We start from the raw sequence: 18,459 nt of genomic DNA on the forward strand, positions 1-18,459 counted from the left end.
CTTCGGCTTGAAAGATTTGAGCGGCGCGTCGCGGTTCACCCTTCGGCTCCTTACTTAACAGCGGACTGTGGGGCGAGGGTCAAGTCAAAATCGATTTGTGTCTGGTGGCGAAAACGAGCCGCTTCCGCGCCAGCTTTGTCGGCAGACCAGCCAAGCAGTGGGGCGGCGATGCGCACGGCTTCGTCCACACAGGAGAGACCAAGGTCAGGCTCCCACCCCACAGGCAGGCGGCGGCGCAGGATACCGGCCAAGGTCCTCGCTTGCTCGTTCTCGATCGCATAAGTGACCGAAGTTTCGGACACTCGATCACCATCCGGCACCAGCCGCGCGGAATAATCGACAGGCACAGCCTTACCCGAGGGTTTGATCCTCCGCGACACAGCAGCGGTCAGACGCCGCCCGGCGTCACGGTGGGTCATCAAAAGCCCCCCGGTAAAGGCGAAGAAGTTCGGCAAACCCTTGCTGGTCAGGTCATGCTCCATCACCCCCATCGAACCCAGCGGATTGGTGAGGTGCGCGCTGCGCGGGCGCGCCCCGGCCCAGGAGTAGATCACGTCCTTGCGCGTTAACTTTACACCGGGAAACAACAGGGCCATCTCGTTCAGGATGGCGGCTACTTCCTCTTCGGTTGCGCGGAATTCTTCCGGACTGCCGATAGCGGGCGAGTCCCAAGGGCCGATGTAGTGCAAGTCACCCCAAGGGATAATATAGAACGCCATACCGGTAGAGGTAACGGTGTCGAAGCCGACGCCGCGGAACTGCTCGGGAAGATGAGCGACGATGTTCGTGCCTTTTGCTCCCGCGCCGATCTTGGCTGCTTTGGGGCCAGTAAGTTCCGTCACTGCATCGACCCAAACGCCGGCACAGTTAATCACGGCGCGGGTGCGCACCTCGCGGCGGCCGTCGGCTGTCTGAATCGTCACACGCCAACCCTCGCCTTCGCGAGCGATTCCAGTGACGGGAGAATAGTTTAGGGCCTCAAGTCCAATATCGCGAGCTTTCATGATCGTGTCGATCACGATGCGTTCGGGCCAAATATACTGATACTCCGTAAAAGTGATGGCTCCGCGGATACGATCGAGCCCTGCCAGCCCCTGCAAAGCAGGATAGGCTTTCGCTTCGGCAGCCGAGAGGATCTTCAGATTTAGCGGCACCCGCCCCCCGTCGAAAGTTTCCATCATCTTGAAGGCGAGGCGTGCCTTCCACACCGGAATGGCATTTTCCGGAGTGAGCGGCACGACAAAGGTCAAAGGCCGCACCCGTTCGGGCGAGGATTGTACGAACTCCGCCCGGCCCCGCATGGCGCGGCGTGTCAATTCCATGCAGGACAATCCGAATTTCGGGTTCAGCAGAAAGGCCGCGATAGAGTTGCCGGCAGGCGAGAAATAGCTGAGTCCGCAATGTTGTAGTCGTGACGTGCGGCTTGTCGTAGCCGAGCCATAGTCTCCCCGTTCCGCGAGCAGCGTGCGATAGCCCGCAGCTGTCAGGTGCTGCGCGGCCGAAGCGGCAATGATCCCGCCTCCGATGACCACGGCGTCGAAAATCTCACTCATCCCCGGCTTCCTTCGATGATCCCGTCACGGCGCATTCTGCAACCTACAGCGCGGCTTGACCTGATGTCAGCCCGGACAACGCGACGCTGCCGCCCTCATCATAGAGGGTCGCGGCTACGTCGCGACCGCGTTCGGATAATTCGTGCTGAATTGTCGTGGTGATAAGATCGGTTGTGCCGATGGCACGACATACTCCGATCTTACCCGCCCCCGCTCCGCACCCCGAGAAGTCGCGGAACTCTCAGCTTCCCCGGTGCGGAGCGGCGGATTAATTACTCAATCAGGCGCGGCTCACCCGTTTCGGCGGCCGAAGGATCGAGTCCGTAAGTCTTAAGAATCTCAGCAATTTTGCCGTCTTCGTGCAACCCCTTGATAATAGCGTCGAACGCTTTCAGCATCTCAGGGTTCTTCTTGCTGATCGGGAATGTGCCCTGACCGGCCTCCACGGATGCGGCGATACGCTTGTCAGGTTCGATCACCTTGATCTGGATACCTTTAAGACGGCCTTGAGCCTGAGCCACGACGCCGATTGAGTTACCATCAACGGCAGCATCAACGCGACCGGCCATCAGATCCTGCTGCATCGCGATGGAGTCTGGATAAAGCTTCAGCTTCTCGCCGAGAATCGCGCGTAGTTCATTGACCCATAGATTCCCTTGGACCGAACCGACGGTGTTGCTCTCGATCTCGCTGAATTTGGTATAGCCGGCTTTCGAATAGATCGCCATCTGATCGACATAGAGCGGTGCCGACAGAAATACGACCCGGGCACGTTCAGCAGTACGATACCAATCGCCGGTCGAGATATCGGCCTTACGCGAGATGACCGACTGGATGCCCGTGCCGGCGTCAGAAGCGATGGCCTTCAGCTTAAGGCAGGACAGTTTCGCCACCTCCTCGGCAATCGCCCCGTCGATGCCCTTCATGGTGCCGTCCGTATCCATGTAGGAATAAGGCGCGTAACTCACGGCGGCAACGGTAAGGAAGCCTTTCTCGACCGTCGGAAAGGTATACTTCGGCGTGCATTCCTCGGCGAATGCCGCACCCGTCACCAAAGTCGCTGCAATGGTCAGAAGTACTGTCAATTTCATGGATCGCCCTTTCTGTTGCATTATTACCGTTCGAAGACTTATCGGCGAGTGTGGGCACCAGCCCTATGCTCGATCCAACTCACAAGAAACGACGCCGGGATGCAGACTGCCGCAAAAAACAGGCCCGCAATGGCAAGAGCAGGAAAGTAGTAGAAATACATTGCGCCAACGTCGTACGCCCTGCTGACGATTTCGGGCAGTGCGATGACGAAACAGAGCGATGTACCCTGGAAGACCAGGATCGAAAAACCGAGCAGCGCGGGACCAGCGATACGCAGACCCTGCGGAAGCAGAATAAAGCGCAACTCATCCACGCGCGACATGCCCAGTGCGTTCGCCGCTTCGATCTGACCCGCAGGCACGGCATCCAGCCCAGCGCGGATGATTTCCGATGTATAAGCCCCAGTGTTCCAGGAAAGCGCCACAGCGGCGGACAGAAAAGACGAAAGCGATAGTCCCGTCGTAGGCATGCCGTAATACACGAACTGCAAGAGGACCAGCGCGGGCGCACCGCGCCCGATCTCGACCAACGCCAAGCACAGCCAACGGATGCTCGTAGCCTTGGACTGTACACCAAGTGCGAGCACCAGACCCAGCGGGATGCCGACACACAATGTGACGGCAGTGACCTGCATCGAAATCTCGAAGCCTTGCCAGAAGTTGGGCAGCCACGAGAAGACGTCATCCCAGGTGACGCCCATCAGAAGTGATTGAAGCACCTCGTTCATCTGGCGACCTTTGCCCGGAGCTTGCCTTCAGCCGTGCGTGACAGCCATGCGATGGGCAGGCTTATTGCCACATAACAAAGGCCCACCATTGCAAAGGGTGCCAATCCTTCGAAGGTCAACTGCTGAATCTGCTTGCCGCGATAAGCGAGTTCCATCACGCCTATGGTCGAGGCGATAGCCGAATCCTTCATCAATCCGATGACGTAGGTGGCCGAAGACGGTATGGCCACGCGGATCATCTGCGGAATCATGACGTCGATCCAGATATGGATTTTCGAGAGGTTCAACGCATGCGCCGCCTCCCATTGGCCCGCATCGATCGATAACATGCCACCCCGATAGATTTCCGCCATATTCATCATAGCAATCAGGGCGAAGGCACCGACGCTGGCTACGAAAGGCGACATGTTCAGGAGACTTGTGCCCAATCCGAAATAGATCAGGAACACCCAAACAATCGGCGGCAGCGCCCGTGTGAAGGCGATTACGGCGATAACCGCGACCCTGACAGGCAGAAAACGTGCTTCGCGCAAGAGCATGATCGGAAAGCCCAGAACCGCTCCCACCGCGAACGCGGCGAACGTCACCGCCAGCGTCAGGGGTATACCCAAGGCGATATGGATGAGATCCTCAGGGGTCATCTGTCGTTCACCGCGCGCAAAAAGCGCCTGGCCCGCTCGGTTTGTGGCGCGCGGATGACTTCGCGACTGGAGCCGTATTCCAGGATTTCGCCATCTGCCATAATCATGGTGTGATCCGACACATTCTCGGCGAAGCCCATCTCATGGGTAACGACGATCATCGTCATCCCACTTTCTGCCAGTTCGCGCATCACGCTCAACACTTCCAGGCCTAGTTCTGGGTCCAGTGCCGAGGTCGGCTCATCGAAAAGCATGACCTTGGGCTCCAGCGCCAAGGCGCGGGCAATGGCAATGCGCTGCTGTTGGCCGCCCGAACAGCGTATCGGGTAATGCTTCGCGTGGCTTGCCAAGCCTACCCGCTCGAGCAGGGCCATCGAAATCTCGTTGGCTTCTTTGCGGCCCCGGTGCAGCGTACGCTCCTGAGCCAGGCTCACATTTTGCAGCACTGTCATGTGTGGAAACAGATTGAAGGATTGGAACACCATGCCCAATTGCTTACGCAGCGCGACCAGGGTTTGCTTTTCCAACTCTTGCCCGCATTGCAGCGAGATGTCGCCTACCGTGATGGTCCCCTCGTTTGCCGGCTCCAACCAGTTGATGCAGCGCAACAGCGTTGATTTTCCTGACCCGGAAGGACCTATGACCGCCAGGACATCGCCCTGTCGAACAGCGAGATTGATATCCTTCAGGACCTCGAATGCACCGAAGCGCTTCGAAACGTGATCAAGCTTCACAATCGGATTGTTGTTTTCCGTCACTACGCTTTCTGCGGGCGGAACGACTGGCGACACGATGTTTTTCATATGAGCGTTACGGAACGATAAGCAAACGTTCTGGACATTGCTGACATCGAGAAGTCTCTGAGAGGTAGAATGACACTATCCGAGCATCCGTTGATCTCGACCTCAAAACGCTCAACATGGCCACTCATCGTCACCCCCCAATGTATTTGATCTGCTTCTTCTTGCGGATGCGCTCTCAGAAATTCTTGCACAGCCGAAGCGAGTCGAAAATCGCCGCATGGATATTGCGGCTTGCAACCGCGTCTCCAACACGGAAAAGCATGAAGTCGCCTTTCGGGTTAAGTTGAAGATCTTGCTGGTCTCCGCTCAGCAATGCGTCCTGATCGGTGACGCCGTCGTTGCGCGAGTGCTCGCGACACTCCTCATAGACCTCGTCTACCGGCAACGTGCCATGTTCCACTATGACGTGATCGACCAACCGCGTTATGTCCGGTCCGCCGTACTCATTCGAGAATGTGACCTTGAGCTTGTTGCCCTCGCGTTCAATGCGCTTGATCCGAGAGTCTGGCGTAATCGTCACACCCTTACGATAGAAGTGCTCTAAGAAAATCGAGAAGTTCTGTGACGCCATGTCGAATGCGGCCGCCCTGTCCGGTGTCACATATTCGACCTTTACAGCAGGTTGCCCCGCCAGGTGATCCGCGCATGACGGTGCTTGCGGCTGCCCATTGTCGTCATAGACAAGGACATCTCCAATCAGAGGCGGCCCCGTCAGTGCATCCCACACGCTTTGGGCCATTTCGCCGCCAGGAACGAGATCGGTGTCCGGGATACCGCCCGTGGCGACGATGACGATATCGGGTTTCAGTTCCTGTATTTCGGCTAGGCCCGCCATGGTGTTCCAGCGAATGTCAACGCCGAGAGCCTCCAGTCGCTCGCCGTACCAGTCGATAATGCCGATAAGATCGCGCCGCCAACCCGCCAGAGAGGCGATCCGCACCTGACCACCGAGCTTGGCTCCGGCTTCAAAAAGCGTCACTTGATGGCCACGCGCGGCGCTGACGCGTGCAGCCTCTAACCCAGCCGGCCCGCCGCCGACGACGACAATCTTCTTCAAAACACCCATCGTCGGCTCAATCACGTGCGGCATCGTCGCCTCACGTCCTGTAGCCACGTTGTGCAGACACAAGGCATCCAGCCCCTGCGACACACGGTCAAGACAATAACTCGCACCGACGCAAGGGCGAATCTCGTGTTCCTTCTTCTCCTGAATTTTGCGCACGATATGGGGATCGGCAATATGCGCGCGGGTCATGCCGATGAGATCGAGAATGTCTTCGGTGATCGCATGCCTCGCGGTCGCCACGTCTGCGACCCGGCAAGCATGAATAAGCGGCGTTTTAACGTATTTGCGGAACTCCGCCACCTTGGCTAACCAAGGAGCTAAAGGCGACCACATTCCGGGAATCTGTTTTGCTAAAGCATAATGGCTCTCGATGTGCCCGAAATTGACAGTCATGTAGTCTACCAGACCCGTCTCCGAAATGATCTGTGCGGCCTCAATCCCTTCCGAAAGACCGTAGCCCTGATCCCATTCTTCGCTAGCGCCCACCCTGATCCCGACTATGTAATCGTCGCCAACAGCTTCACGAACTTCCTGTAGCATCTCAATCGTGAAGCGGACTCGATTTCGCAACGAACCACCGTAGCTATCATCCCGCAGGTTCATAGCCGGCGACATAAACTGCCCCGGCAAGTGTCCGTGAGAAAGTATCTCTACCCCGTCAAGTCCACCTTTCTTGCACCGGCTCCCGGCTGCGGCGTAGGAAGCGAGTATCCTCTTGATATCGTATTTATCCATAGCGCGCGGTATTGCCCGATGGGCAGGCTCCTTGACACGCGAGGGGGCAACCACAGGAAGCCAATTGCCCGCATTCCACGTCGTTCTGCCGCCAAGATGGGATATTTGGCAGATGATACCGCACTGATATTGATGGATACGCTCCGCGAATTCCTGAAAATAAGGAATGACATCGTCGTTGCTGACGTCTATCTGCCCGAAGACTGACGGCGTATCTGATGAAATGAAAGAAGAGCCGCCGAACATCGTCATTCCGATGCCGCCCTTCGCCTTCTCCTCGTGATACAGTTGATAGCGTAGCTTGGGCTTGCCATCCTCGACGTAATTCGGGGCGTGCGGCGTGCTGACGACCCGGTTTTTGAGTCGCAGGTTTTTCAATTGGAAAGGCTGGAGGAGCGGATCTGTAGCTTGCACTTTCTCACCATAGAACAATGTATGTGGAAGGGCTGGCGAAACTCTGAGGCCTTAGCGGGCTTGGATATATATGGTGTGCGTCTCGGTGAATTCGTAAAGTCCGTGCTTACCGTCTGCGCCTCCGATGCCAGACTTGCGGCGGCCCGAATGGAAGCCTTGCATGGCCTCAAAATTCTCCCGGTTAATGTAAGTCTCGCCGAACCTAAGGTCACGACATGCTTGAAGGGCGGAATTGATGTTGTTCGTGTAGATGGATGACGTAAGCCCATAATCGGAGTCGTTAGCGAGATCGATCGCCTCGCCCAAGCCGCCAACCGCCTGTACCGGCAAGACAGGTCCAAATGTCTCGCGCCGCATGATGTCCATTTCACCGCGTGCGCCGACGATTAGTGTTGGTTCGTAATGGAAGCCAGAAGGCCGGTCTGCGATTTTTCCGCCCGTGACAATAGTCGCGCCGTCGCTGCGTGCCTGATCGACCGCGCGCCCGACTTTGTCCAATCCGGCTTGGTTGATGAGCGGCCCCATGTGGAGGTCCTGTTCCACCGAAGGATCGCCATAACGGGTCGCCTTAAACAGAACCTGGAGTTTTTCGATCAGAGCGTCGTGCACCTCATGCTCGACATAGACGCGCTCGGCACAATTACAGACTTGTCCAGTATTGATAACGCGAGAATCGTAGATCGCCTTCGCTGCGAGATCAAGATCAGCATCGGACAGGACGATGGCTGGCGCCTTGCCCCCGAGTTCAAGATTGACCCGGGTGAGATTTTTCCCGGCCGTCTGCATTATATGCGCGCCGGTCGCGGCGCTGCCGGTGAATGTGATCAGATCAATATCCGGGTGGGCAATCAGTGCCTCCCCTGTTGTCTTTCCCCGGCCGCCCACAAGATTGAATACGCCTGCTGGAAGGTCGGTTTCCGCGACAAGTTCCGCAAACATGAAGGCGTTGACCGGCGTTTCTTCGCTGGGCTTGATGACGATTGTGTTACCGGTAACGAGCGCAGGAGCGAGTTTGCGGGCAATCAGGAAGAACGGGAAGTTCCATGGCAGGATGCCAGCAACCACCCCCGTTGGCTTGCGCAGGAGAAGCATCATCTCGTTCTGACGATCACTCGTCAGTACTTCGCCTTCAAGCCGCCGCGCCCATTCAGCCATGTAGTCGATGTAGTCGGCAGTAAAATCGACCTCTACCTGGGCGAGCCCACGAACCTTCCCTTGCTCCCTGACGATTATATCGGCGAGTTCCAGGCGGCGCCCGCGGATTTTGGCCGATATCTGACGAAGATATCCGGCCCGCTGGATGGCAGGTAGGGCCTCCCACCCCCGCTGGGCCTTGCGCGCAGCTCCGACCGCAGCGTCTACAACGTCGGCGCCACTGTCCGGGGTGCGCCCCACCAAGGCACCGTTGGCTGGATTTGTCACGTCGATAAGGCGTGTATTCCCTTCGACGAATGCACCGTCGACGAAATTACGGTAATTGATCAAGCTGGCCTTAGAAATTGCGGCGGTCGCAAGCGTGGCGCTGGACGGCGACATCCATTCCTCCCGTAGATTAAGCTATGTGCGAACTAGCACCTGCTCGTCTTGGGTAAGAGACTGAATGGCTTTCGCATCAATGTCATCAGCGACGCAAAACTTGCGTCTGCAAAGTGGCTCACCAGTGAGCCACTGCGCATATATCGGGGATGCTAATATGCTGAGAGGCCGATACAGACCAACTGTGGCATCACAGTAGCTTCGAAACGCCCCGTAAAGGCACTGGCAAAGCAGAAATCGACACCAAAATAACCGCCAGGCACTTCATAGATTACATGCCGGCCAAGAAGCCCTAGTACCCAAAGTCTTCCGGGCGGCTGTACGAAATGCCGTGACGCGCGGGATGTGGCTCACGCCTTCCGCTTCACCCCATATTGTCTAAGCTTGCGTTTCATGGTGGAACGACTGACGCTTAATGCCCTAGCGGCCGCGGCAACATTACCCTTGCTCCGTGTGAGCGCACGGCGGATGGCTCCGCGTTCGGCGCTTTCGAGGTCATCGTCTCGATCGCCGAAAAGATCTACGGCAGAGACGCCGTTGCGCAGGTGCTCGTCCGTCAACTCAAGTATCACGCGAGCCGAACGCGTTGCCCCAACAACCACGTCGTCAGCATCAACCGCAAGCAGACCGGCCCCCGAGCGTTGCCGATCAACGACAGATAATATCCGGGCAGTATTAAATACGTGATGAAAATGATTTATTTCAATCTGCCGAGCTGCCTCTGATACCGCAGCAAGAGCAAAATTCGAAAAAGTATCAGTTGCGGCCATTCCGTATAGTGTGATGTCCAACGCTCCGGCAAGAAGTCCCGAGTGATCGAAGATCGGAGCCACTGCACAACTAATATCGATGTCGCGCTTGTAGAAATGTTGCTCCCTATGCACAGTGAGGGGGCTTTTCTCGATAAGGCACGTGCCGATACCATTTGTTCCTCCAGCCTTCTCGCTCCAGTCCACACCAGGACACAACCCCCAATGCCATAGATTGTCCATGTCGCCTTGCTGACCATACCAACGGACTGGTACGCCATCCGCTCCAGAAAATAGGATGCAGACGCCACCTCCTTCGGTTGAGCTGTGGAGGCGTTCAAGAATAGCTTCGGCCGAAAACAGAAGCGCCTCGACGGGTTCTGTAGCGCTTTTCAACTCCGCTTCCGTCAGAACGTGCCTGGGTTGCTCGCATGTCGGGTCAAGTCCGTGGCTGTGAATACATCTACTCCACGAGGCCGCGAGCATAGAACGAGCTGCCTCTCCGGATTCGACAGCCGTCCTTATCCTTTGGCTATGACGCTCAAGCGCGGTCATGGTGTCTCTCGTCAACTACTTCTGGCCGACTATTGCGTGACAATCTAGGCGAGATACGTGCTGTAATCTAGATGCCGTAGCAGGCCTGCGCTCCTCACATAGCCAGGAAGGTGGCATTCCCTCAGAGTGATGATGTTGAAACGGGGGCCGATTGTTTGTAAGCGCGTAGGTCACCCCACGTAGCGGCTGGTTCGCTGATCTGGGAGTCTCCAGGGTGATTTGTCCTGGGAGGCTCCTGTGAGCGCACATATGTCTGATAGCAAGAACTTCGAGGTTCTCACGGTCGAGCCGGTTCGGCTTGCGCACAGTCCGGCCCGGCGTGTTCGGACCTGGTCGCGGGATGCGAAGACCAGGATCGTGGCGGAGACGTTTGCGCCGGGGGCGAACGTGTCGGCGATTGCCCGTTCTCACGGCCTCGATCCCTCGCAGGTCTATGCGTGGCGTCGCAAGGCGCTGGCGTCGGGCATGGTTGCGCCGCTGGCGGCAGCGCCGGACAAGCCGGTGAAGTTCACGCGTTTTGAGGCGGTGCGCAGCGACATGGTGGAAATCGTCGTTGGCGACGTCGTGGTGCGCGCCGGCGCCGATGTTGATGCCGATCACCTGACCAAGGTCATCCGTGCGGTTCGGGCGGCATGATCCCGGCGGGCGTGCAGGTTTACGTGGCGGCGACGCCGGTCGACTTCCGCAAGGGAGCGAACGGCTTGATGGCGCTGGTACGAGATGGCGGATCCGATCCGTTCAACGGCGCGCTTTACGTGTTCCGCTCGAAACGGGCGGACAGGGTAAAGGCGGTCTGGTGGGACGGGTCCGGGGTATGCCTGTTTGCCAAGACGCTCGAAGAGACGAAGTTTTGCTGGCCGAAGATCGCGCCGACCCGGGTGCGTCTGAACCACGCGCAGCTCCTGGCACTGGTCGACGGGCTGGACTGGAAGAAGGTCCGACCGGTGGCGGTCAAGCGGCCGCGATCGGTCGGCTGAAGGGCCTGTGGCAAGTTGAATCAGGACGTTGAAAGCGTTGGGAAAACGGCCGCGAACATGCTGTGATTGCGGCCATGGCGATGGCTGCTGCAGAGCTTCCGGACGATGTTGATGCGCTCAAGGCGATGGTCGTGGCCATGGTCGAAGAGCGGGCCCGGATCGAAGCGCGCAACGCCCATCTGCAAGCCCGCAATGTCCACCTCGAGACGGTAAACAAGACCGCCGACGAGCGCATTCTCGAATTGACGGCGATTGTGAAGATGCTGGAGCGGGCACGCTTCGGCACGCGCTCGGAACGGCTGCGCGGCGAGCAGCCGAGCGATGAGCAGATCGCCTTCGTGTTCGACGAGATCGAGACCGGCGTGGCGGCGCTCGAGGCCGAACTGGAGCGCGCCAGGCCGGACAGGCCGAAACGAGCGCCACGTCCGCGCAAGGGCTTTGCCGCGCATCTGGAGCGGGTCGAGATCGTCATCGAGCCTGAGGTCCCCGCCGGCTGCGAGGAGTTGGAAAGGGTTCTGATCGGCGAGGACGTGTCGGAACGGCTGGACGTGACCCCGGCGCGGTTCCGGGTAATCGTCACCCGGCGCCCGAAATACGCCTACAGGGGCCGCGACGGCGTGATCCAGGCGGCCGCGCTCGCCCACATCATCGACAGCGGCATTCCCAGCGAGGCACTGCTGGCGCAGATTGCGGTCGCCAAATACGCCGACGGCTTGCCGCTCTACCGGCAGGAAGCGATCTATGCGCGCGACGGCGTTGAGCTTCACCGCTCGCTAATGGCGCAATGGATGGGCAAGGTCGGCTTCGAGTTGCAGCCGCTGGCCGACTATGTGCTGGAAAAGATCAAGCAGGGCGAACGGGTCTTTGCCGACGAGACCACCCTGCCAACGCTCGCGCCTGGAACCGGCAAGGCCCGGAAAGCCTGGCTGTGGGCCTATGCCAGGGATGACCGGCCCTTTGGCGGTGCCGGTCCGCCGATGGTCGCCTACCGCTTCGAGGACAGCCGTGGCGGCGAATGCGCGGCGCGCCATCTGGCAGGCTTTGCCGGCATCCTGCAGGTGGATGGCTATGCTGCCTACAACCAGTTGGTCAAATCCGCCGGCGCCAATGACGGCGTGCAACTGGCCGCCTGTTTTGCCCACGTGCGGCGCAAGTTCTACGAGCTGCATGTGAACGGCAGTTCGCGACTGGCGACGCAAACGGTGAAGGCCATGGCGGCGCTGTGGAAGGTCGAAACCGAAATCCGCGGCCTCGATCCCGCGGTACGGGCGAATATCCGTCAGGAGAAATCCACCGCTATCGTCGCCGGCCTCTTCGAATTGTGGGGCAAGGAGCTGCCACGCCTGTCCGGCAAATCCAAACTCGCCGAAGCAATCCGCTACGCCATCTCCCGGCGCGCCGCTCTCGAGCGCTTCCTGACTGACGGGCGCATCGAGATCGACTCCAACATCGTCGAGCGGGCAATCAGGCCGCAGACAATTACGAGAAAGAACAGCCTCTTCGCCGGTTCCCATGGCGGCGGCCGGACTTGGGCGACCATCGCGACGCTCCTTCAAACGGCAAAAATGAACGACGTCGATCCACACGCCTGGCTCGCCCAGACCCTCGAGCGCATTGCCCAGGGCTGGCCGATCTCCCGGATCGACGATCTCATGCCCTGGAACTTCAAAGCCTGAACGGCCGCGGCTACCCGCTTACGATTGTTTCAACTCAGACTAGCGAGGGGTGCCGTCGCGGAAGTGGTTGGAATTGAAGTTGGCGTAGTCTCCGGGGTGATCAACCTCGAATCATCCGGCGTTGAAGCGCCGGACAGGAGACTACGCCATGACCATGATTACCATGAATGCCAAAGCCGATCATCATGAGGCTGGGACGACGAACGATCTTTTCGACAACTGGTTCGACCCGATCGAAGCTGGCCTGCGCGAGCGGGTGCGCGGCTTCATCGAGACGATGCTGGAGACGGAACTGGATACGGTGCTTGCCCGTCCCCGCTATGGGCGACATCCGGTCGAGCGCGATGATGAGGTCGCCGGTGTTACTGGCCATCGCCACGGCCATCGCACGCGGACGGTTACCGGGACAGCCACGCCTTTCTCCCAAGAGCGATACCGCGCAGGGCGCGTTCGGCGGCATTGTTCGAGAGGTAAAGCCTGCCGTCGTCGAGGAACCGGGTAAAGGCCTCCCAGCGCCCCTCCTTCTCGAACATGTAGTTGATCGCCTTGGCGACAGGATTGTGCCTGGATATCTGCGCATGCTGAGTTGTGAACCAGTCGTGCAATTCCTCGACAAGCGGACGGACGTGCTGCCGCCTGGCGGCAAGCCGCCCCTCGACGGACATTCGTTTATGCCACGTTCGATATCGAACACGGCATCGATGCGGGCCACGGCCTCAAGCGCGACAGGCGAGATCTCGTGGGTGGGCTTGCCCTTGCGCACGTCAATCCCGCAAGGCGGCCCAGGCCGGATGCGTACCGTGGGGTGACCTACGCGCTTACGATACTTGAATATGGAGTGCATAACGAAACACGCCCCGCTATCGGACGGGTGGAGCGCTCGACCGTGTTGTGCTGTCGATATCGATGCAGCCGTCACTCAGGAAGCGGGTAAGCCCTTCCCAGCGTGAGAGCGCGTAGCCGCTCCATATCCGAAATTTCTATCTGGCCTCATTCCAAGAGGACATTGTCCGGATTCTTTACATCGGCAACGATGATTTCAACGCCCGCCCCAATCATCGCCTCATGGAGCTTTGCATCAGGCAGTTGGTCCGTCACGACGATATCGATATCGGTTAGCGGACAGATGCGCTCAAGGCGCACCTCGCCAAACTTGTAGTGGTCGACCAGCAACACGACGGTCTGGGCCTGTTCGATCATTCTGCGGACAGTCCAGGTAACGCGGGAATCGTATTCGTTGGGTCCATCCACCGTCAGGCCGCTCGTGCCGAAGAACACCTTGTTTACCTGAAAGCGCGCCATGAAGGCATCGGCTTCTGGTCCGTAGACGAAAGACTCCTGGCTCTCGTAGTCTCCGGGCAACATGATGACACGGCTGTGTTTGGACGCTCCGACAGTCGTCGTGATACGCAGGTCGTTGGTGATGACAGTCACGTTAGACGATCCGGCAGCGAGGCGGCGCGCGAACTGAAGCGTCGTCACTCCGGGGCCCAGCGCGAGGGTCTCGCCCGGCTCGACCAGTTTTGCGGCCCGGCGTGCGATGGCAATTCGCTCTTCCCGATGAACGGCATTACGCTCCATGAACGGGCGATCGATCCCGGAAGGGACAATCATTGCCCCGCCATAGGTTCGATTGATGAGTACCTGGCGCGTGAGTTTGTTCAGATCCCGCCGTATTGTCTCCGTGCTTACGTTGAACGCATCGGCCAAGCTCACGAGCTTCATGCCCGGATTGGCTTCAAGTTCCGCCACGATATGCTTGAGACGTGTCTCCCGGTTGAAACGACCACCGCTTTCATTCTCGACGGCTGCATCGTCGCCCGCAGCGTCCTCCTGGATCATATCTACCCTTTCACGGCCCCGAAGGTGAGCCCTCGCACCAAATGCTTCTGCCCCATGAATGTAAAGAGGATGACGGGGATACTCTGGACCACACACGCCGCCGCCACTTCGCCCCACAGAGTACTTGTCTGCACGACGAGCGTCGGAATCATCACCGTCATCGTCCTCCACTGCCCAGCGGAAAGAATCAGCGAGAATAACAATTCATTCCACGAAAACAGGAGAACAAAGATCGCTACCGTAACGACACCTGGCCACGCCATACGGAGGCTTATGCGGAAGAATACGCCGAAATGACCGCAACCATCGAGCCGGGCAGCCTCCTCCACCTCCTTGGGGATATCCTCGAAGAACGACTTCATCATCCAGACGACAAGAACAAGATTGAAGCTTGCATGCGCTAAAATGACGGCTACCCCGAGGTCCAGCATGCCGAGACGGTAGAAGATCAGGTACATCGGCAAAGCGAAAGCTACCGGCGGCCCAAGTCGCGTCGAGAGAATAAAGAACATCAGATGATTCGAGCCCGGCACCTTATGTCTTGCAATCGCGTAAGCGGCAAGGACGCCAATCGTCACGGCAACCAGAGTGCTCGAAAGCCCGACCACGATGGAATTGAAGAGATAACGCCCGAAGCCCTTATCGACAAACACCGAGCGGTAGCTGTCGAGTACCGGGTCGAACAGCAGACTCGGAGGCGAGACGAATATCTCATTCTTGGGCTTAAAGCTGGTCAACAGAATCCAAAGATAGGGTAATAGCGCGACGACGAGCAGGAAAAACAGGGGCAAGACCCAGGACGCCGATCGAAAACGGCGCCGCCACCCGGTTCTTTTACGAGTGCTGCTCATGCTGCCTCCTTTCTTGTGGAGACGATCTTGTTGAAAGCGGCTGCAGCAATCAGCGACATAACGCCAAGTACCATGCAGATGGCCGATCCGTAGCCAAGCTTCCATGAGCCGAAAATGGCCTTGTGAGCAAAGAAGGTAATCGTGGCGGTCGAGTCAGTGCCAGGGCCACCGCCGGTCAGGACATAAATCGCATCGAACATCTTCGAGGCATCGATCGCTCGAAATAGTACTGCTACGACGATCAGCGGCCTCAGCATGGGAAGCTGGACATGCCATAGGATCTGCCACGGCTTTGCTCCATCGATCCGCGCGGCCTCGATCGGCTCTGAGGGAAGGCTGGAAAGGCCTGCGATCATGATAAGCATCATGAAGGGGGTCCATTCCCAGATATCTATGAGCATGATCGCAAGCCAAGCCGTCATCGGATCGGAGAAGACCGGGACATCCCTGAAGAGGCCGACGGATTGAAGCAGATAGGTACCCGCACCAAAGCTCGGTGCAAGAATGAATCTCCAGAGCATGGCGACGACCACTGGCGCGATCATCGTCGGAATCATGACGAGCGTTATCGCCAGCCGCCGCCCAAAGAAGAAGCGATCAAAGCAAAGGGCTGCACCCAAACCTAGAACTAGTTCAACCGGAACGACGATGAACACGAAAATGGCGGTTCTGCGCAACGCCCCCCAGAATTGAGGGTCGTTGCCGAGAAGCGTTGCATAATTCGCCAGACCAATGATGCGGGGCTGCTTTGCGAATCCGGCTAGATTCCAGTTCGTAAAACTATCGCCCAGTGCGACGATAGAGGGAAGAACGGACGTCAGTGTCAGAAACAGCAGGACGGGCGCCAGGCAAAAGACGATGAAGACATCCTTCGAATGCCACCTGATCCGCAGGGAAGGCCACCGCCCCTTTGCCATAGCTCAATGCTCCGAATAGGCTTCGCTGCAACCGGTGACTTTAGTTCGGCCGTCCCACGTTTCCAGCTCAAGCCCTGCGTTTGAGAACCGTTTGTTTACGAAAGCGAGAACGAAGCTTCCTCCGGCAATAGGCGAGAAGGCCGCACTGGTGATGCTTCCAACGCGCTGGTCCCCGGCAAAAAGACCTTCACGGCCTTTGGGAAGATAGGTGCTTCCCTTAACAAGGAACCGTTTCAGGGACCGGTCGGCTGGCTTGCCAGTCGCGCCTACGCCCAAGCCAATCTCACAAAGCGTCGTGCAGCCATCGATCTCCTTACCGAAGGCAGGAACGCCGTTTTCGATGCGCAGCTTGTCGATGGCCTTCGAACCGGCAAGGCGCAATCCGTTCGGCGCCCCGTTCTCACACAGTGCTTCGAAGACATAGGCTGCGTAGTCAGACGAGACATGTATCTCGATGCCCGGTTCACCGAACGGAGTGGTAGCCACGAGGCGCACCGGCGCACCGGCAAGATAGCCGTCCGCAACAAACGACGTACCAAGACCGGGAACAGCATTCTCGATGAGCGGCTCCAGTATCTCCGGCACGGCAGGACCGCTCATCACGAGCACGGCAGTCCCGGCGGTCACATCCAGCCAACGAACCTCAGGAACCTCCGACAGCCCGTGATGAATGAAGGTCTGGAGATAGGTGCTGCGCGAAGCCGAGGTCGTCAGCAGAAAGCTATCATCCTCCAATGGCGTGATCGTTACGTCGCAATCGATGCCGCCTGTGGGGCTCAGCGCAAAATTAGTAGATATCCGCCCCTTCTTTAACGGCGGGCAAGCTGGAAAGAGGTCTCGAAGCGCTGTTTCAGCCCCCTGCCCCATGACGGCAAATTTTGCCCGCGAACTATCGTCGACGAGAATGGCGGACCGCTTCGCAGCAATATACTCGCCGTTGACGAGGTCATCGGCGTCATTGCCTTCTTCGCGATGGAAGTATTCCGCGATTTCCCAACCGGCCACCGGCGTAAAGCGTGCCCCGGCTGAGGCGAGAGCAGCATAGACGGGACTCCGGCGCAAAGTCCTTGCCATCTGCGCCTCATCTGATGGGCGTGCCAGCGCGTAATGGCGACGCTGGCCATCGATCGCGAGCTGCTTAACCATCTGGTCCGATCCATGATGTCGGCTGAAGCGACGAATGTCCGCCGCGCTCAAATCGTAAGGTGGCTGACCGTTGGTAATCCAATCTGCCATCGCCTTACCCGCACCACCGCCCGACGCGATACCGAAACCATTGAAGCCGCAGGCGAGGAAGAAATCACGAAGCTCGGGCGCTTCGCCCATAATCGGCATACCGTCCTCGGTGAAGGACTCCAGCCCGTGGATGAACCGTTTGATTCCGACCTTGGAAAGCGCAGGAACGCGCATAACGGCGGCATCAACCGTTAAGGTAAAATGATCCAGTTCCGGCTCGAAGAGATGGAATGCATGGTCCTCGGGAATTGGTGAAACCTGGTAAGCCTGTGGCTCCTGGTCGTAGTTGCCGAAGGCATACCCCCCCACCTCTTCCTTGAAATAGATGTAATTGTCGGGGTCGCGCAGATCCGGTGCGCCACGGGGCAGGCCGGGTATGACGTCCGTGATCGCGTACTGATTGTAATTGGCTTGCAACGGTACGTTGACGCCCGCAAGCCGCCCCACTTCGCGCGCCCAGACCCCGCCACATAATACGACCTTGTCGCAGGCGATCGTCCCGCCGGTCGTCTCGACCGCCGTCACGCGATCGCCATTACGCACGAATCCGGTGACCTTGGTGTTTTCGAAAATCCTCGCCCCTTCCATTCGCGCGCCCTTGGCCAGAGCCATCGTGACATCGCTCGGATTGATCATACCGTCGGTGGGAATGTAAATCGCTCCAAGGACCCCCTCCAGAGAAACCACCGGAATCATCGCCTTGACCTCGTCAGGCGAGATCATGCGGATATCCAGCCCGATCGACCGCCCGATCATGACCGAACGCTCAAGTTCGTCCTTGCGCTCGGGCGTGCAGGCCAGGCGAACCGAGCCGCACTGAACCCACCCCGTTGCCTGGCCGGTCTCCGCCTCCAGCCGGCCATAGAGCTGAGTGGAATAGCCAATCATCTGCGTGACACCGATACTGCTACGCAGCTGGCCGACCGAGCCGGCCGCGTGCCAACTCGTACCAGATGTGAGCTGGGCTTTTTCCAACACCACAACATCTTGCCAACCGCGGCGCACGAGGTGATAGGCGGTCGAGCAGCCAACAATCCCTCCGCCGATCACGACGATCTGGCTTCGTTTCGGCAGTTCTCTCGACATGGC

15 protein-coding genes and 3 pseudogenes are annotated in these 18,459 nt (G+C 58.4%); 4 read left to right on the top strand and 14 right to left on the bottom strand.

Going from position 1 to position 18,459, the window contains the following annotated elements; genetic code table 11:
* Nucleotides 1-50 precede the first annotated feature (50 nt).
* The 8 genes from AC07SZ_RS19300 to AC07SZ_RS19335 all read right to left on the bottom strand — a co-directional run bounded on the left by AC07SZ_RS19300 (nt 51) and on the right by AC07SZ_RS19335 (nt 9,712).
* Nucleotides 51-1,553 (bottom strand): FAD-dependent oxidoreductase, encoded by a 1,503-nt coding sequence (locus tag AC07SZ_RS19300; RefSeq protein WP_494915449.1) that lies wholly within the window; start codon nt 1,551-1,553, stop codon nt 51-53.
* Nucleotides 1,554-1,825: 272 nt separating this feature from the next.
* Nucleotides 1,826-2,644, bottom strand: a complete 819-nt coding sequence (locus AC07SZ_RS19305; protein WP_494915450.1) for a substrate-binding periplasmic protein — start codon at nt 2,642-2,644, stop codon at nt 1,826-1,828.
* A gap of 38 nt (nt 2,645-2,682) precedes the next feature.
* On the bottom strand, nt 2,683-3,372 hold the full coding sequence (locus tag AC07SZ_RS19310; RefSeq protein ID WP_494915451.1) for an amino acid ABC transporter permease: 690 nt from the start codon (nt 3,370-3,372) through the stop codon (nt 2,683-2,685).
* Nucleotides 3,369-4,013, bottom strand: coding sequence for an amino acid ABC transporter permease (locus AC07SZ_RS19315; RefSeq protein WP_494915452.1), 645 nt, complete (start codon nt 4,011-4,013; stop codon nt 3,369-3,371). Before AC07SZ_RS19315 ends, AC07SZ_RS19310 begins: the two co-directional genes overlap by 4 nt.
* The gene (locus AC07SZ_RS19320) at nt 4,010-4,816 is read right to left on the bottom strand and encodes an amino acid ABC transporter ATP-binding protein (protein WP_494915454.1); all 807 of its coding nucleotides are present in this window, start codon (nt 4,814-4,816) and stop codon (nt 4,010-4,012) included. Before AC07SZ_RS19320 ends, AC07SZ_RS19315 begins: the two co-directional genes overlap by 4 nt.
* A 175-nt stretch (nt 4,817-4,991) precedes the next feature.
* The gene (locus AC07SZ_RS19325) at nt 4,992-7,031 is read right to left on the bottom strand and encodes an oxidoreductase (protein WP_494915456.1); all 2,040 of its coding nucleotides are present in this window, start codon (nt 7,029-7,031) and stop codon (nt 4,992-4,994) included.
* A gap of 51 nt (nt 7,032-7,082) precedes the next feature.
* Nucleotides 7,083-8,567: an aldehyde dehydrogenase gene (aldA, locus tag AC07SZ_RS19330; protein WP_494915457.1), complete on the bottom strand. Its 1,485-nt coding sequence runs from the start codon at nt 8,565-8,567 to the stop codon at nt 7,083-7,085.
* Between the two features lie 350 nt (nt 8,568-8,917).
* On the bottom strand, nt 8,918-9,712 hold the full coding sequence (locus tag AC07SZ_RS19335; protein WP_494915459.1) for a GAF domain-containing protein: 795 nt from the start codon (nt 9,710-9,712) through the stop codon (nt 8,918-8,920).
* Nucleotides 9,713-10,120: 408 nt separating this feature from the next.
* Here AC07SZ_RS19335 and AC07SZ_RS19340 point away from each other — a divergent pair, with 408 nt between their 5' ends.
* The 4 genes and pseudogenes from AC07SZ_RS19340 to AC07SZ_RS19355 all read left to right on the top strand — a co-directional run.
* Nucleotides 10,121-10,507 (top strand): transposase, encoded by a 387-nt coding sequence (locus AC07SZ_RS19340; RefSeq protein WP_170313249.1) that lies wholly within the window; start codon nt 10,121-10,123, stop codon nt 10,505-10,507.
* Nucleotides 10,504-10,848, top strand: a complete 345-nt coding sequence (gene tnpB / locus AC07SZ_RS19345) for an IS66 family insertion sequence element accessory protein TnpB (RefSeq protein WP_128628907.1) — start codon at nt 10,504-10,506, stop codon at nt 10,846-10,848. The genes AC07SZ_RS19340 and tnpB overlap by 4 nt, the downstream gene beginning before the upstream one ends.
* A 74-nt stretch (nt 10,849-10,922) precedes the next feature.
* The gene (gene tnpC, locus AC07SZ_RS19350; RefSeq protein WP_494915461.1) at nt 10,923-12,524 is read left to right on the top strand and encodes an IS66 family transposase; all 1,602 of its coding nucleotides are present in this window, start codon (nt 10,923-10,925) and stop codon (nt 12,522-12,524) included.
* 148 nt (nt 12,525-12,672) lie between these two features.
* Nucleotides 12,673-12,942, top strand: a pseudogene (locus AC07SZ_RS19355) (IS256 family transposase); the annotation flags it as partial.
* Here AC07SZ_RS19355 and AC07SZ_RS19360 read toward each other — a convergent pair.
* From AC07SZ_RS19360 to AC07SZ_RS19385, 6 genes and pseudogenes are all read right to left on the bottom strand, one after another.
* Nucleotides 12,932-13,290 (bottom strand): annotated as a pseudogene (locus AC07SZ_RS19360) (IS66 family transposase); the annotation flags it as partial. The pseudogenes AC07SZ_RS19355 and AC07SZ_RS19360 overlap by 11 nt on opposite strands.
* 92 nt (nt 13,291-13,382) lie before the next feature.
* Nucleotides 13,383-13,483: pseudogene (locus AC07SZ_RS19365) on the bottom strand (IS66 family transposase); the annotation flags it as partial.
* A 31-nt stretch (nt 13,484-13,514) separates the two neighbouring features.
* Nucleotides 13,515-14,366 carry a DeoR/GlpR family DNA-binding transcription regulator gene (locus AC07SZ_RS19370; protein WP_494915462.1) on the bottom strand — a complete coding sequence of 284 codons (852 nt, stop codon included), beginning with the start codon at nt 14,364-14,366 and terminating at the stop codon, nt 13,515-13,517.
* A 2-nt stretch (nt 14,367-14,368) separates the two neighbouring features.
* Entirely contained in the window at nt 14,369-15,217 is an 849-nt protein-coding gene (locus AC07SZ_RS19375; protein WP_494915463.1) for a carbohydrate ABC transporter permease, read from the bottom strand.
* The gene (locus tag AC07SZ_RS19380) at nt 15,214-16,134 is read right to left on the bottom strand and encodes a carbohydrate ABC transporter permease (protein WP_494915465.1); all 921 of its coding nucleotides are present in this window, start codon (nt 16,132-16,134) and stop codon (nt 15,214-15,216) included. The genes AC07SZ_RS19375 and AC07SZ_RS19380 overlap by 4 nt, the downstream gene beginning before the upstream one ends.
* 3 nt (nt 16,135-16,137) lie before the next feature.
* On the bottom strand, nt 16,138-18,456 hold the full coding sequence (locus tag AC07SZ_RS19385; RefSeq protein WP_494915466.1) for an FAD-dependent oxidoreductase: 2,319 nt from the start codon (nt 18,454-18,456) through the stop codon (nt 16,138-16,140).
* Nucleotides 18,457-18,459: the final 3 nt, after the last annotated feature.

The sequence above is a fragment of the Mesorhizobium sp. GW821-FHT07A06 genome (assembly GCF_059419085.1).